Raw genomic sequence first — 13,825 nt, forward strand, 5'->3', positions numbered from 1 at the left:
AATATTTATGACAAAATATATTTTTGTAACTGGTGGTGTGGTTTCATCACTAGGAAAAGGAATTACAGCAGCATCTTTAGGGCGCTTATTGAAAAATCGGGGCGTGAATGTAACCATTCAAAAATTCGACCCTTACATTAACGTCGACCCTGGAACAATGAGTCCGTACCAGCACGGTGAAGTATTCGTTACCGGTGATGGCGCTGAAACCGATTTGGACTTAGGTCACTATGAGCGTTTTATTGACATCAACTTAAACAAGTACAGCAATGTAACAACCGGAAAAATTTATTCGACGGTTTTACGGAAAGAGCGCCGCGGTGATTATTTGGGTGCAACCGTACAGGTTATTCCACATATCACCAATGAAATTAAGGAGCGCTGCTTCCGCGCCGGTAAAGAAACGAATGCCGATGTCGTGATTACGGAGATCGGCGGAACGGTAGGCGATATTGAATCACTTCCATTCCTTGAGGCAATTCGCCAAATCAAGAGTGATATCGGCTCGGAAAATGTGATGTACATTCACTGTACGCTGATTCCGTATATTAAAGCAGCGGGTGAAATGAAAACCAAGCCGACCCAGCACAGTGTGAAAGAGCTTCGCAGCCTTGGTATTCAGCCAAACATTATTGTCGTGCGTACGGAAATGCCGGTTTCACAGGATATGAAGGATAAAATTGCCTTGTTCTGCGATATTGATGCAAAAGCTGTAATCGAATGTCGCGATGCCGATACGCTTTATTCGATTCCACTAGCGCTTCAAGATCAAAATATGGACCAAATCGTCTGCGATCATTTGAAATTAGTTACGAACGAAGCGGATATGACGGAGTGGAAAGCACTCGTTGACCGCGTCATTAACCTTTCGAATAAGACGCGCATTGGTCTTGTCGGAAAATATGTTGAGCTTCAGGATGCCTATATTTCTGTCGTGGAAGCGATGAAACATGCCGGTTATGCGTTTGATACCGATGTTGAAATTAAATGGATTAATGCCGAAGAGGTTACACGTGAAAATGTGGCTGAGTTATTGAATGATGTCGACGGTGTCCTTGTTCCGGGCGGCTTTGGTGACCGCGGGATTGAAGGGAAAATTGAAGCGACTCGCTATGCTCGTGAAGTGAAGAAGCCATTCCTTGGCATTTGTTTAGGAATGCAGCTGGCAACGATTGAATTTGCCCGCAATGTGCTTGGACTTCAAGGTGCGCATTCTGCAGAATTTGATGCGGATACAGCTCATCCGATTATTGATTTGCTTCCAGAGCAGAAGGATGTTGAGGATTTGGGCGGCACGCTGCGTTTAGGTCTTTATCCTGCGCGTATTGTTGAGGGCTCGAAGGCGTTTGAAGCGTATGAAGAAGAGGTTATTTATGAGCGCCACCGCCATCGTTATGAGTTTAACAATCATTATCGTCAAGACATGGAAGCTCGCGGCTTTGTGTTCTCTGGGACAAGTCCGGACGGCCGTTTAGTGGAGATTGTGGAACTGAAGGACCATCCGTGGTTTGTAGCGTCGCAATTCCATCCGGAATTCGTCTCTAGACCAACACGTCCACAGCCCTTGTTCCGTGACTTTATTAAAGCAACGATTCAAAAATAAGTTATGTGGTCAGGACCAGTTTAGTTTGCTGGTCCTGTTTTTTTATCTTTGGGTTTTTATAAAAAGGGTATTTGTGTCAGGTTATACAAAGGTGATTTTTATAAAAAGGAAACTCGCAGTGAAATATATATAGGGAATTTTTGTAAAAGTGGTATTATAATTGTGTGGGTAATTTCCATTTATTGTCTAATTACACAAAACTACTTCAAAATGGCACAAAACCCTTTGGAAATGGCACAAAAGCATGCCAAAAATGCACAAAACCACCTGGAATTGGCACAAAATCACCCCGAAATGGCACAAAAGCCAAAAGTCTATATTTTTGACCTCCTAACCCCCCGGGAAATAATCAAGGGCAATAAAAAAACAGGGTTATTCACCCCGTTTTACTCCTCATACTCTGCTAAAATCTCTTTAATGGTAAATTTCAAGCCGAAATAAACGAATAATGCTGCCATCGATGACGGATATCCATAACGGTTTCCAAAATCATCGGGGAGGAGGCCTTTCGTCAGCCGTAAATCGATATGGAGATCAGCCAACTCTTGCAATTTTCCACCCTCCGGTACAGCCGTGGAAACAGCCACAAAAGGAATCGCCTTTTCCTGAAGTTGAGCGGCCACCTCCATGGCGTCTTCATCACTTGAATACCGCGAGAAAATCAGCACCCGATCAGAGTCAGTTAGCTCCCCGACACGCTTAAACACCTTCACGCCCTTTAACGGTTCGGCACCCTCCAAAGCTTCAAACTCAACCGCTTTCATTTCCTTCGTGGCAAAAATATATATCGGCCCTTGCGCAAGCAAGCGGGCACCATCTTCAAAGGAATATTCCTCTTTTTCCTCAATCCGCTTCAACAGACCGGTTAATTGAGTAGTAAACATTTTTAACATAAAAACCCTCCTATTCACCCTCTTATTATAAGCATTTTTTCGCCACTGCAAAAATAAAAGAAAAATATCAAAATTTCTGCAGGAGAATTTCTCTTTCAGCGAGAAATATAACAAGTGAGAGATATAGGGATAATAAAAAAGCAATTTAAAAATAAGGAAGAGGTGGAGTTATGAAAGAGAAAATTTTAATCGTTGATGATCAGTTTGGCATTCGAATCCTGCTAAATGAAGTGTTTCAAAAAGAAGGGTATCAGACCTTTCAGGCTGCCAATGGCATTCAGGCCCTTGAAATTGTAACAAAGCATGACCCCGACCTTGTCCTATTGGATATGAAAATTCCTGGAATGGACGGAATCGAGATTTTAAAAAGAATGAAAGTAATCGATCCGGACATTCGCGTCATTATCATGACTGCTTATGGCGAGTTGGATATGATTCAAGAAGCGAAGGACCTTGGCGCGATCACTCATTTTGCCAAGCCTTTTGACATTGATGATATTCGTGCAGCTGTTCGAAAACACATCCCTCAAAAGATGAATTAACGTCATTTTTTTATAAAAAACATAAGAACTGTGGGAATAGTTAAATGGACGCGCTTTCATTATGAAAGTTTATAAAACTCTGTCTTTTTAATGGCATTTCGAACCTTGGTTTGATATGATACATATGAACTTTTCACTGGTTGGTTATCTTTTTCAGTAATACATAATCCGTAAAATTGAGGGAAAACCTTAATATGGAAGGCCCATTTTTGAAAAAGATAGCGACCTAAACTAAGGAGGAAGAGAAATGCCATTAGTTTCAATGAAAGAAATGCTCATCAAAGCAAAAGCAGAAGGATATGCGGTTGGGCAATTTAACTTAAATAACCTAGAATTTACACAAGCCATTCTTCAAGCTGCACAAGCTGAAAATTCACCAGTTATCCTTGGGGTATCTGAAGGTGCTGCCCGTTATATGTCCGGCTTCAAAACCGTTGTGAAAATGGTTGAAGGCTTAATGGAAGACTTGAAAGTGACAGTACCAGTGGCCATTCACCTTGACCACGGTTCAAGCTTTGAAAAATGTAAAGAAGCGATTGATGCAGGCTTCACATCTGTTATGATCGATGCTTCTCACCACCCATTTGAAGAAAATATCGAAATTACTTCTAAAGTAGTTGACTATGCTCATTCAAAAGGTGTTTCTGTTGAAGCGGAATTAGGAACTGTTGGCGGCCAAGAAGACGATGTTATCGCTGAAGGCGTCATTTACGCAGATCCAAAAGAATGTGAAGAACTTGTAAAACGCACAGGTATCGACTGCCTTGCACCTGCATTAGGTTCTGTTCACGGTCCTTACAAAGGTGAACCAAACCTTGGTTTCACTGAAATGGAAGAAATCGGCAAGATTACAGGTCTTCCATTAGTCCTTCACGGCGGAACTGGTATCCCATTAAAGGATATCCAAAAATCTGTTTCACTTGGAACAGCAAAAATCAATGTGAATACAGAAAATCAAATCGCTTCTGCAAAAGCTGTTCGTGAATCATTAGCTGCTAAACCTGAAGAATACGATCCACGTAAATATTTAGGACCAGCTCGTGATGCCATCAAAGCAACCGTTATTGGCAAAATTCGCGAATTCGGTTCTTCAGGCAGAGCGTAAGACAATTCTGAAAAACGGGAACAATGTCGATTTCTTATTTGTTCCAATTTATGATAAAATGAAAACCGTCCTTACCAAAGGGCGGTTTCAGTCTGTATAAGAAAACTGAAAATTTAGTCGAAAAAATGGAGGAGAAACGATGAAATTTTTTATTGATACGGCCAATTTAGAAGAGATCCGCGAAGCGCATGACTTAGGCTTATTAGCAGGGGTAACTACCAACCCATCATTAGTTGCTAGAGAAAAAGGTGTTTCTTTTCATGAACGTATCAAAGAAATTGCTGCCCTTGTTCCGGGTTCAGTAAGTGCGGAAGTCATTGCCCTTGATGCAGAAGGCATGATCCGTGAAGGTAGAGAACTTGCAGCGATTGCTCCTAATATTACTGTGAAAGTTCCGATGACTCCAGATGGTTTAAAGGCGACTCATGCTTTTGCGCAAGACGGAATCAAAACAAACGTGACCCTCATTTTCAGTGCGAACCAAGCCTTACTAGCTGCAAGAGCTGGTGCAAGCTATGTTTCTCCATTCCTCGGCAGATTAGATGATATCGGCCAAAATGGCTTAGACCTAATTTCAACAATTTCAGAAATCTTCAACGTGCATGGCATTGAATCAGAAATCATTGCAGCCTCCATTCGTAATCCAGTTCACGTGACAGAAGCCGCATTAAGAGGCGCTCATATTGCAACCATTCCATACAAAGTATTAATGGGATTATTCCATCATCCATTAACAGATAAGGGCATTGAAGGCTTCCTAACAGACTGGAAAGCTCGTACAGAGGCATAAATTTCCAGTTTTATGAAAAAATTTTTCATTGCCATACATGAAAATAGAATTTTGGTGTAAACTAAAGGATAGACAAACTGTCGGATTTTGACTTTTCATGATGGAAAAATATACCTAGAGCCTCATTCAGTAATAAGCGGATGCGTACCGATTGACTTACAAGGGCTTAGAAGGGAGTCGGAAAATGGAAAAACTTAAAATTGCGGGTGGATATCCGTTAAAGGGAACTGTACGGATCAGCGGGGCAAAAAACAGTGCCGTCGCGTTAATTCCTGCAACAATTTTAGCGGAATCACCAGTGACAATTGAGGGATTGCCGGACATTTCAGATGTTGAAATCTTGAAGGACCTTCTTGAAGAAATCGGCGGAAATGTTCAGCTCTCTGACAACGATATGACGGTCGACCCATCTACGATGATTTCCATGCCCCTGCCAAACGGGAAAGTAAAAAAGCTCCGTGCTTCTTATTACTTAATGGGTGCGATGCTCGGCCGGTTTAAAAAGGCGGTAATTGGCTTGCCTGGCGGCTGCCATTTAGGACCAAGACCGATTGATCAGCATATTAAAGGTTTCGAAGCACTTGGGGCCCAAATCACCAATGAACAAGGTGCGATTTATTTACGGGCGGACGAGCTTCGCGGCGCACGGATTTATCTTGACGTCGTCAGTGTGGGAGCAACGATTAACATCATGTTGGCGGCTGTTCGGGCCAAAGGCCGGACGGTGATTGAAAATGCGGCGAAAGAGCCAGAAATCATTGATGTGGCGACGCTGCTAACAAGTATGGGTGCGAAAATTAAAGGCGCAGGAACCGACGTGATCCGTATCGATGGTGTGGAATCACTCCATGGCTGCCGCCACACCATTATTCCTGACCGAATTGAAGCTGGCACGTATATGATTTTAGGCGCAGCGGTGGGCGAAGGCGTGTTAATCGATAACGTCATCCCGCAGCATTTAGAATCATTAATTGCTAAACTGCGCGAAATGGGTGTTCGTGTCGAATCCGGCGATGATCAAGTGTTTGTTGACGGGTCAACAAAATTAAAGGCTGTCGACATTAAAACGCTTGTTTATCCTGGGTTTCCGACCGATTTACAGCAACCGTTTACAACACTTCTGACAAAAGCTGCCGGCTCAAGTGTTGTGACAGACACGATTTACGGTGCCCGCTTTAAGCATATCGATGAACTAAGAAGAATGAACGCCAATATCAAGGTGGAAGGACGCTCAGCCATCATAAATGGCCCGATTCAGCTTCAAGGTGCCAAAGTGAAGGCAAGCGATCTCAGGGCAGGAGCCGCTCTTGTCATTGCCGGTTTGATTGCCGAAGGAATTACTGAAGTAACCGGTCTTGAACATATCGACCGCGGCTATAGTGACCTTGTCGGAAAATTAAACGGACTCGGTGCAACCATTTGGCGGGAAGCGTTGACAAAAGAAGAAGTAGAACAGATGAAGAACACATAGAAAAGCGGAATCGCCTTGCCCAGGGGCGACAGGCATAAGACGAGCCGGCGTGAAGGTTGCTTTTTGACCTTTTTGACGGATTGGCTTATGACCCCGAGCCCCTAGGCGCTGGAGCTAGACAATAGAAAAGCGGAAGCGCCGGTTTAGCCGCTGAGCGCTGTAGCCTAGACAGAAAGCAAAGTTCGGGAGATAAACGTAAGACATAGGGAGATGGAGACCGATGGAAAGAAGTTTAACGATGGAGCTTGTCCGTGTCACAGAAGCAGCAGCACTAGCTTCAGCCCGTTGGATGGGCCGTGGGAAAAAAGATGAGGCCGATGGTGCAGCTACTTCTGCCATGCGCGATGTGTTTGACACCGTGCCAATGAAAGGTACAGTTGTCATTGGTGAAGGGGAAATGGATGAAGCACCAATGCTTTATATTGGTGAAAAACTTGGGACAGGCTACGGACCACGCGTCGATGTTGCCGTTGACCCGCTCGAAGGTACCAATATTTTAGCATCAGGCGGCTGGAATGCTTTAGCGGTTCTTGCGATTGCTGACCATGGCAACCTTCTTCATGCTCCTGATATGTACATGGAAAAAATCGCGGTTGGGCCCGAAGCAGTCGGACATATTGATATTAATGCCTCTGTTCTAGACAACTTAAAAGCCGTTGCCAAAGCGAAAAATAAAGATATCGAGGATGTCGTGGCGACTGTTTTAAATCGTGAGCGCCATGAGCATATCATTGCCCAGCTTCGTGAAGCAGGGGCAAGAATCAAGTTAATTAATGATGGTGACGTGGCAGGTGCCATTAATACGGCATTCGACAATACCGGCGTGGATATTCTCTTTGGTTCTGGCGGTGCTCCTGAAGGCGTTTTGTCTGCTGTTGCCTTAAAATGTCTTGGCGGCGAAATCATCGGTAAACTATTGCCGCAAAATGATGCGGAGCTTGAGCGCTGCATCAAGATGGGCCTCGATGTCAATCGCGTCCTGCGGATGGAGGACCTTGTCAAAGGCGATGACGCCATTTTTGCTGCGACAGGGATTACCGACGGAGAATTGCTGCGCGGTGTTCAATTCAAAGGATCCTACGGTTCGACCCACTCAATCGTTATGCGTGCCAAATCAGGCACCGTCCGCTTTGTCGAAGGTCGTCATAGTTTAAAGAAAAAACCTAATTTAGTGATTAAATAGGCGATGCCGCAAGGAGGGTGCCTGACACCAGTGCGTGTCAGGCACCCTTCATGGCATAAAGTCTCTCCTAAATTAAAAAACTCCTATTACACTCGATTAGGAATTTTGAAAGAACTCCTTCACAGAAAAAATTCCCAATGAATGAGAATAGAAAATTTAGTTGATTAATTTTTTGCATAGAGGGTAAAATAGTAATTGTTTTATGCATTTTTCTGCAATTCTATTCATTTCTTACTGCTTCTATTTCAATTCCTCAACTCTCTTAATTATTATCTGATTGAAAAAAATAAAAGTGTGGTGCACAGATGGACTTAACAATTTCAAGTTTAGAAAATATGAAGCTGAAGGAGCTTTATGAGCTTGCTCGCGAATATAAAGTGACTTATTACAGCAAATTAACAAAAAAAGAATTAATTTTTGCCATCCTGAAATCTCGTGCGGAACAGCAGGGGTACTTTTTCATGGAAGGCGTCTTGGAAATCATCCAATCAGAAGGATTTGGATTCTTACGACCAATTAACTACTCGCCAAGCTCAGAGGATATCTATATTTCTGCTTCGCAAATCCGCCGCTTCGACCTTCGTAATGGGGATAAAGTTTCCGGTAAGGTAAGACCTCCAAAGGAAAATGAGCGTTATTATGGACTATTGCACGTGGAGGCTGTCAACGGGGAAGATCCGGAATCAGCGAAAGAACGGGTGTACTTCCCAGGCCTCACACCATTATATCCAAACAGACAGATGAAATTAGAAACGACTCAAAAACATCTATCGACAAGAATTATGGACGTTGTCGCACCGGTTGGTTTTGGGCAGCGTGGCTTAATCGTCGCTCCGCCAAAGGCCGGTAAAACAATGCTATTAAAAGAAATTGCGAACAGCATTACCACGAACCACCCTGAAGTGGAATTAATCATGCTGTTAATCGATGAACGTCCGGAAGAAGTGACCGACATCGAGCGTTCGGTTGCCGGTGACGTGGTTAGTTCGACGTTTGACGAAGTACCTGAAAACCATATTAAAGTAGCGGAGTTAGTGCTTGACCGCGCGATGCGTTTAGTCGAACACAAACGCGATGTTGTGATCCTGATGGATAGTATTACACGTCTGGCTCGTGCTTATAACCTTGTAATTCCACCAAGCGGAAGAACGCTTTCTGGTGGTATTGACCCAGCAGCCTTCCACCGTCCAAAGCGTTTCTTCGGGGCAGCCCGTAATATCGAAGAGGGCGGAAGTTTGACGATTCTTGCGACGGCTTTAGTCGATACAGGCTCACGGATGGATGACGTGATTTATGAGGAATTTAAAGGGACAGGTAATATGGAACTGCATCTTGACCGACAGCTGGCTGAACGTCGTATTTTCCCTGCGCTTGATATCCGTCGTTCGGGAACGCGTAAGGAAGAGCTGCTGATTCCGAAGGATCATTTGGATAAATTATGGGCGATTCGGAAATCAATGTCAGATTCACCAGATTTTGCGGAACGCTTCTTGAAAAAATTAAGACAAACTAAGTCGAATGAAGAATTCTTCGCGCAACTAGGGGAAGAGCTGAAATCTAGACGTTCGTAGTCGATGCGGTGAAGCGGTCAAATTAAGCCGGTCCTTGTCCATTAGGTATCGGACAACTCTGGTAAAGGGGGCATGATGGGTTCCTTTTTAAAAAAGAAACCAATAAATCCCAACTTGCCAAAGATGGCTTTGCTTGTTATAATGGGTGCAGTGTGTTTTTAGTATTTCAGTGCTTGTTTTTACAAGTGCTTTATATAACTCTGTTTCGAAAGATTCAGGGCGGAAGGAGATGAAAAGAATGAAAGCAGGAATTCATCCAAATTATAAAACGATAACGGTGACTTGTGCATGCGGAAACACTTTTGAAACTGGTTCAGTGAAGAAAGAAATTCGCGTTGAAACTTGTTCAGAATGTCATCCATTCTATACTGGTCGTCAAAAATTCGCTGAAGCTGGCGGACGTGTTGACCGTTTCAACAAGAAATACGGCATCAAGAGCCAACAGCAACAATAATTGTAAAAAGTACAGGCAAGCAGCAATTTACTTGCCTGTTTTTTATTTTAAATAAAATTCAAATAATTGATAGATATTTAAGGATTTGCTTGGAAGGAGACGCCGTTTTATGTATTTAATGAAGCAAAGCGGATGGGTTGAGGTTATCTGTGGCAGTATGTTTTCTGGGAAATCGGAGGAATTGATTCGCCGCGTTAGACGTGCTCAGTTCGCCAAACAAAAGATAGCTGTTTTTAAGCCGAAAATTGATAATCGCTATCACGATCAATCTGTCGTTTCTCATAATGGATCTTCTTTTGATGCGAAGCCAATTACTCATTCGATTGAGATTCTTCACCATGTGGAAGCGGATATAGATATTATCGCCATTGATGAGGTTCAGTTTTTTGATGAGGGGATTCTCAGGGTTGTTCAGCGGCTGGCTGACAGCGGTCATCGGGTGGTTTGTGCGGGTCTTGATATGGATTTCCGTGGTGAGCCGTTCGGGCAGATGCCTGCGTTGATGGCAATTGCTGAATCGGTGACGAAGCTGCAGGCGGTCTGTTCTGTTTGTGGTTCGCCTTCAAGCCGGACGCAGCGTCTGATTGATGGACGTCCAGCCTCTTACCATGACCCAGTCATATTAGTGGGTGCCTCCGAAGCGTACGAGCCCCGCTGCCGTCATCATCACGAAGTCCCTAAAACGGCGTCCTATACCGTTCATGCATAAAGAAGTAACAAATGAATGTCAGGGTTGGTTGAGTTTACATAATTAGTGCCTGACACCATTGGAAAAACTGTCTGAGAAGGGATTCTCAGGCAGTTTTTTTGTTGCCGGACTTGGAAAGAATTCTCTCGACCTGTTGTTGCCGTGACCGGGCATGATAGTAATGGGAGGTGTAAGATGCAAAAAATTATGTTGTTTCTCTCATTAAGTATGTTGTTTTTAGTAAGCGGCTGTAACGGAAATCAGGGTGGGAATCATGGGAATGAAGAAGCTTATGACCTACGGAGTGACCAATCCGCACCCAATTATATGTCCAATCGTGGCAATGACCGCAACACGCCGACGAATATGTCGGATCGGGGCAAGAATAAGCAGCATATGGTCGAAGATGATATCACCAATCAAAATCCGAACTTCCTTGACCTGAAGGGGACAGGAAGCGGCGGCGAAGCCGGTGCGAACAATCAAGGCAACGATATCGAAAAGGCCAAGCAAGTCATCGCGGATTCCAATGAATTTGAGGCAGATTCCGTCTGGATCAATGGCGACCGGATGTGGGTTTCTGTTTATAAAAAAGGAATGCAGTCAGAGCAGGGAAAAATTAAGGCCGAAGCACGACTCCATCGGAAACTAATCCAGGCCTTACCGCGTTATAACATTGAAGTGCGTGTCAAAGAAGATCGAAGGTAGCATGCTCTGATTATCAGGGCATGTTTTTTCTACGGCCGTAGCTTGAGTTCCTTTTTAAAAAAAGGATTTTGACCTGAAAAATCACTCCGCGAAAAAATTTCCCCTTAATTTGGTTTTGACGGTTGTTTCCACCTATACTATAATTAGAATGTTATGGACAAAAAATTGAGGTGAATAGACCGTGTTTGATCGTCTTCAATCGGTGGAAGATCGTTATGATAAGTTGAATGAACTTTTGAGCGACCCACAAATTATTAATGATTCAAAGAAACTTCGTGAATATTCAAAAGAACAATCTGATATACAAGAAACTGTACTAACTTACCGTGAATATAAAGAGGCGCGAGAACAGCTTCAGGATGCCAAGGCGATGCTTGATGAGAAGCTGGATGCGGATATGCGTGAAATGGTGAAGGAAGAAGTTAATGAGCTGGAAGCGCAAATCGTTGAATTGGAAGCTAAGATGAAACTATTGCTGATTCCAAAGGATCCGAATGATGACAAGAACGTTATCTTTGAAATCCGCGGGGCAGCGGGCGGGGACGAAGCGGCCTTGTTTGCTGGGAATTTATATCGCATGTACAGCCGTTATGCGGAAGCGCAGGGCTGGAAGACGGAATTGATTGATGCGAACCCGACTGGTCTTGGCGGTTATAAGGAAATTAGTTTTATGATCAACGGGCAGGGTGCCTATTCGAAGTTGAAGTATGAGAACGGCGCACACCGTGTGCAGCGTGTTCCGGAGACGGAGTCAAGCGGCCGGATTCATACGTCGACGGCGACGGTTGTCTGTTTGCCGGAAGCGGAAGAATTAGAAGTGGAAATCAACGATAAAGATATCCGTTTTGATGCGTTTGCGTCAAGTGGCGCAGGCGGACAGTCCGTTAACACGACGATGTCAGCGGTTCGGTTAACGCATATTCCAACTGGGATTGTGGTTTCGATTCAGGATGAGAAATCGCAGCACAAGAACAAAGATAAAGCGATGAAGGTTTTACGCGCACGAATTTATGATAAGTATCAACAGGAAGCACAGGCGGAGTACGATTCTGTCCGTAAATCTGCGGTTGGTACGGGTGACCGTTCGGAGCGGATTCGTACGTATAACTTCCCGCAAAACCGGGTGACGGACCACCGCATCGGCTTGACGATTCAAAAGCTCGATCAAATTTTAGAAGGCAAGCTCGATGATGTCATCGATGCGTTGATTATGGATGATCAAGCGCGCAGGCTGGAAAGTGCCTCTAATGAGTAAAAAAGTCTATGAAGCTCTCCAATGGGCTTCTTCTTTTTTAGTTTCAGCGCGTCGTGATGAGAATGCCGGGGAGCTGTTACTTCGCCATTTTACGGGGATGTCGCGGGCGCAGTTGTTTGCGAATGTCCGCGATGACCTAGCGCCGGGCGTGTGGGAAGTCTTTGAAAAAGCGGTTGGTGAACACGTGAAGAGTGTGCCGGTCCAATATATCATCGGCACGGAGGAGTTTTACGGGCGGCCGTTTATCGTCAATGAAGAGGTGCTGATCCCGAGGCCGGAAACGGAAGAACTTGTCTACGGTGCACTTCAGCGGATCAAGCGGCTGTTCAGTGGAGAGCAGGTTATCAGGTTAGCGGATATTGGGACCGGGAGCGGCGCGATTGCGATTACGATGAAGCTGGAAGAAGCGGAACTTCGGGTGTCAGGCACCAAAAATCCTATCAAGCTAGGGGAAATGGTGTCAGGCACCAATAGTCCTGTCGAGCCGTTGGAAATGGTGTCAGGCACCAATTCTCCTATCGAGCCAGTGTTATTGGTGTCAGGTACTGATATTGCGGAGGCGTCGCTGGCTGTGGCGCGGGAGAATGCGGCCCGGCTTGGGGCGGAGGTGGAGTTTGTTCAGGGGGATTTGCTTGGGCCGTTTATTGAGAGCGGGGCTCGGTTTGATGTGATCCTCTCGAATCCACCGTATATTCCGCTCGGAGATATGACGGCGATGTCGGAGGTTGTGACGGAGCATGAGCCGCACCGGGCTTTGTTTGCGGGGACGGATGGTTTGGATTTTTACCGCCGCTTTATGGTCGAGCTGCCGCAGGTACTAGAGAGGCGCGCGCTGGTTGGATTTGAAATTGGGGCCGGTCAGGGCGAAGCGGTAGCGGAGCTTTTTCAAAAAGCTTTTGCGAATGCAAAGGTTGAGGTTGTGAATGATTTGAATGGCAAGGACCGGATGGTGTTTGCGGAGATCGGCTTCGGGGCTTAGGTTCCGGTCATGTGGCGAATTTACTATAATGAAAATCATAAAAAAGCTCAGAGGATGATGGCTCTGAGCTTTTTTATAGTTCAATTAGATAGGATGTCATTTCTTTTATTTTGGAGTTATTACGGGAACTGGCAAATTGGTATACGTTACAGAATGCATATTTCTTTTTGTTTTCTACGATTTGGGTACCGTTAACTGAGCCGTGATAGCCGTGGGTGATAATGGTGTTAATCTGCAGTTCGGTTACTTTATGATTCTGGTTTTGTTTGAGGATTTCGATCACTTTTTCTTTTCCTTGGATCTGATGTTGACCGATGATATTCCAGTGAAAATCGTAGGTGATATTCTCTGATAGAAAAGCGAGGTCTTTGTGTGCATAAGCGATGCTAAATTCTTTGAGAAATGCTTTTTTGGGTGCGTTGCCGCAATCGTCGGGGCAAATTACTTTTAAGTCCACGTATTCCGATTTTGAATGATCCATTTTTTACACTCCATTTTCAGTAGATTAATTTTTAATTCGATAATGACGCCAATAGGGGCGATTGGATGCAATTTATAGAATTTTTATCGAAAAAATGATGCC

14 protein-coding genes are annotated in these 13,825 nt (G+C 44.4%); 12 read left to right on the top strand and 2 right to left on the bottom strand.

Annotation, left to right across the window (positions count from 1 at the left end; all coding sequences use genetic code 11):
- Positions 1-7 precede the first annotated feature (7 nt).
- Positions 8-1,603, top strand: a complete 1,596-nt coding sequence (locus J7E77_RS01915; RefSeq protein WP_214711996.1) for a CTP synthase — start codon at positions 8-10, stop codon at positions 1,601-1,603.
- A gap of 386 nt (positions 1,604-1,989) precedes the next feature.
- Here J7E77_RS01915 and J7E77_RS01920 read toward each other — a convergent pair whose 3' ends face one another.
- Positions 1,990-2,496 carry a DUF2529 domain-containing protein gene (locus J7E77_RS01920; RefSeq protein ID WP_214711997.1) on the bottom strand — a complete coding sequence of 169 codons (507 nt, stop codon included), beginning with the start codon at positions 2,494-2,496 and terminating at the stop codon, positions 1,990-1,992.
- 170 nt (positions 2,497-2,666) lie between these two features.
- Between J7E77_RS01920 and J7E77_RS01925 the strand changes: the two genes are divergently transcribed.
- The 11 genes from J7E77_RS01925 (at position 2,667) to prmC (ending at position 13,242) form a co-directional block, all read left to right on the top strand.
- Complete coding sequence (locus J7E77_RS01925) at positions 2,667-3,038, top strand: response regulator (protein WP_066248710.1); 372 nt, start codon at positions 2,667-2,669, stop codon at positions 3,036-3,038.
- Positions 3,039-3,285: 247 nt separating this feature from the next.
- Positions 3,286-4,143 carry a class II fructose-bisphosphate aldolase gene (locus J7E77_RS01930; protein WP_214711998.1) on the top strand — a complete coding sequence of 286 codons (858 nt, stop codon included), beginning with the start codon at positions 3,286-3,288 and terminating at the stop codon, positions 4,141-4,143.
- A gap of 139 nt (positions 4,144-4,282) precedes the next feature.
- Positions 4,283-4,933, top strand: a complete 651-nt coding sequence (gene fsa / locus J7E77_RS01935; RefSeq protein ID WP_214711999.1) for a fructose-6-phosphate aldolase — start codon at positions 4,283-4,285, stop codon at positions 4,931-4,933.
- A 184-nt stretch (positions 4,934-5,117) separates the two neighbouring features.
- Complete coding sequence (locus tag J7E77_RS01940) at positions 5,118-6,404, top strand: UDP-N-acetylglucosamine 1-carboxyvinyltransferase (RefSeq protein WP_168241299.1); 1,287 nt, start codon at positions 5,118-5,120, stop codon at positions 6,402-6,404.
- Positions 6,405-6,624: 220 nt separating this feature from the next.
- A complete protein-coding gene (glpX, locus tag J7E77_RS01945; protein ID WP_088090225.1) occupies positions 6,625-7,587 on the top strand; it encodes a class II fructose-bisphosphatase in 963 nt (320 codons plus the stop codon).
- Between the two features lie 305 nt (positions 7,588-7,892).
- Positions 7,893-9,158: a transcription termination factor Rho gene (gene rho / locus J7E77_RS01950; protein ID WP_088090224.1), complete on the top strand. Its 1,266-nt coding sequence runs from the start codon at positions 7,893-7,895 to the stop codon at positions 9,156-9,158.
- Positions 9,159-9,396: 238 nt separating this feature from the next.
- The gene (gene rpmE / locus J7E77_RS01955) at positions 9,397-9,612 is read left to right on the top strand and encodes a 50S ribosomal protein L31 (protein ID WP_168241298.1); all 216 of its coding nucleotides are present in this window, start codon (positions 9,397-9,399) and stop codon (positions 9,610-9,612) included.
- Positions 9,613-9,721: 109 nt separating this feature from the next.
- Complete coding sequence (locus tag J7E77_RS01960) at positions 9,722-10,321, top strand: thymidine kinase (RefSeq protein ID WP_214712074.1); 600 nt, start codon at positions 9,722-9,724, stop codon at positions 10,319-10,321.
- 174 nt (positions 10,322-10,495) lie between these two features.
- Positions 10,496-11,008: a hypothetical protein gene (locus tag J7E77_RS01965; RefSeq protein WP_214712000.1), complete on the top strand. Its 513-nt coding sequence runs from the start codon at positions 10,496-10,498 to the stop codon at positions 11,006-11,008.
- Positions 11,009-11,189: 181 nt separating this feature from the next.
- Positions 11,190-12,263: a peptide chain release factor 1 gene (gene prfA, locus J7E77_RS01970; protein ID WP_168241296.1), complete on the top strand. Its 1,074-nt coding sequence runs from the start codon at positions 11,190-11,192 to the stop codon at positions 12,261-12,263.
- Complete coding sequence (gene prmC / locus J7E77_RS01975; RefSeq protein ID WP_214712001.1) at positions 12,256-13,242, top strand: peptide chain release factor N(5)-glutamine methyltransferase; 987 nt, start codon at positions 12,256-12,258, stop codon at positions 13,240-13,242. The genes prfA and prmC overlap by 8 nt, the downstream gene beginning before the upstream one ends.
- Before the next feature lie 73 nt (positions 13,243-13,315).
- Here prmC and J7E77_RS01980 read toward each other — a convergent pair whose 3' ends face one another.
- Positions 13,316-13,723, bottom strand: a complete 408-nt coding sequence (locus J7E77_RS01980) for a hypothetical protein (RefSeq protein WP_214712002.1) — start codon at positions 13,721-13,723, stop codon at positions 13,316-13,318.
- Positions 13,724-13,825 lie beyond the last annotated feature (102 nt).

It is taken from the genome of Bacillus sp. ISL-77, assembly GCF_018613105.1.

What these genes read in the sequence shown, in the direction of transcription:
- J7E77_RS01980 (WP_214712002.1), bottom strand. Translation starts at nt 13,723, where the DNA reads ATGGATCATTCAAAATCGGAATACGTGGACTTAAAAGTAATTTGCCCC.
- fsa (WP_214711999.1), top strand. Translation starts at nt 4,283, where the DNA reads ATGAAATTTTTTATTGATACGGCCAATTTAGAAGAGATCCGCGAAGCG.
- rpmE (WP_168241298.1), top strand. Translation starts at nt 9,397, where the DNA reads ATGAAAGCAGGAATTCATCCAAATTATAAAACGATAACGGTGACTTGT.
- J7E77_RS01930 (WP_214711998.1), top strand. Translation starts at nt 3,286, where the DNA reads ATGCCATTAGTTTCAATGAAAGAAATGCTCATCAAAGCAAAAGCAGAA.
- J7E77_RS01915 (WP_214711996.1), top strand. Translation starts at nt 8, where the DNA reads ATGACAAAATATATTTTTGTAACTGGTGGTGTGGTTTCATCACTAGGA.
- glpX (WP_088090225.1), top strand. Translation starts at nt 6,625, where the DNA reads ATGGAAAGAAGTTTAACGATGGAGCTTGTCCGTGTCACAGAAGCAGCA.
- J7E77_RS01960 (WP_214712074.1), top strand. Translation starts at nt 9,722, where the DNA reads ATGTATTTAATGAAGCAAAGCGGATGGGTTGAGGTTATCTGTGGCAGT.
- J7E77_RS01920 (WP_214711997.1), bottom strand. Translation starts at nt 2,496, where the DNA reads ATGTTAAAAATGTTTACTACTCAATTAACCGGTCTGTTGAAGCGGATT.
- J7E77_RS01925 (WP_066248710.1), top strand. Translation starts at nt 2,667, where the DNA reads ATGAAAGAGAAAATTTTAATCGTTGATGATCAGTTTGGCATTCGAATC.
- prmC (WP_214712001.1), top strand. Translation starts at nt 12,256, where the DNA reads ATGAGTAAAAAAGTCTATGAAGCTCTCCAATGGGCTTCTTCTTTTTTA.
- J7E77_RS01965 (WP_214712000.1), top strand. Translation starts at nt 10,496, where the DNA reads ATGCAAAAAATTATGTTGTTTCTCTCATTAAGTATGTTGTTTTTAGTA.
- J7E77_RS01940 (WP_168241299.1), top strand. Translation starts at nt 5,118, where the DNA reads ATGGAAAAACTTAAAATTGCGGGTGGATATCCGTTAAAGGGAACTGTA.
- rho (WP_088090224.1), top strand. Translation starts at nt 7,893, where the DNA reads ATGGACTTAACAATTTCAAGTTTAGAAAATATGAAGCTGAAGGAGCTT.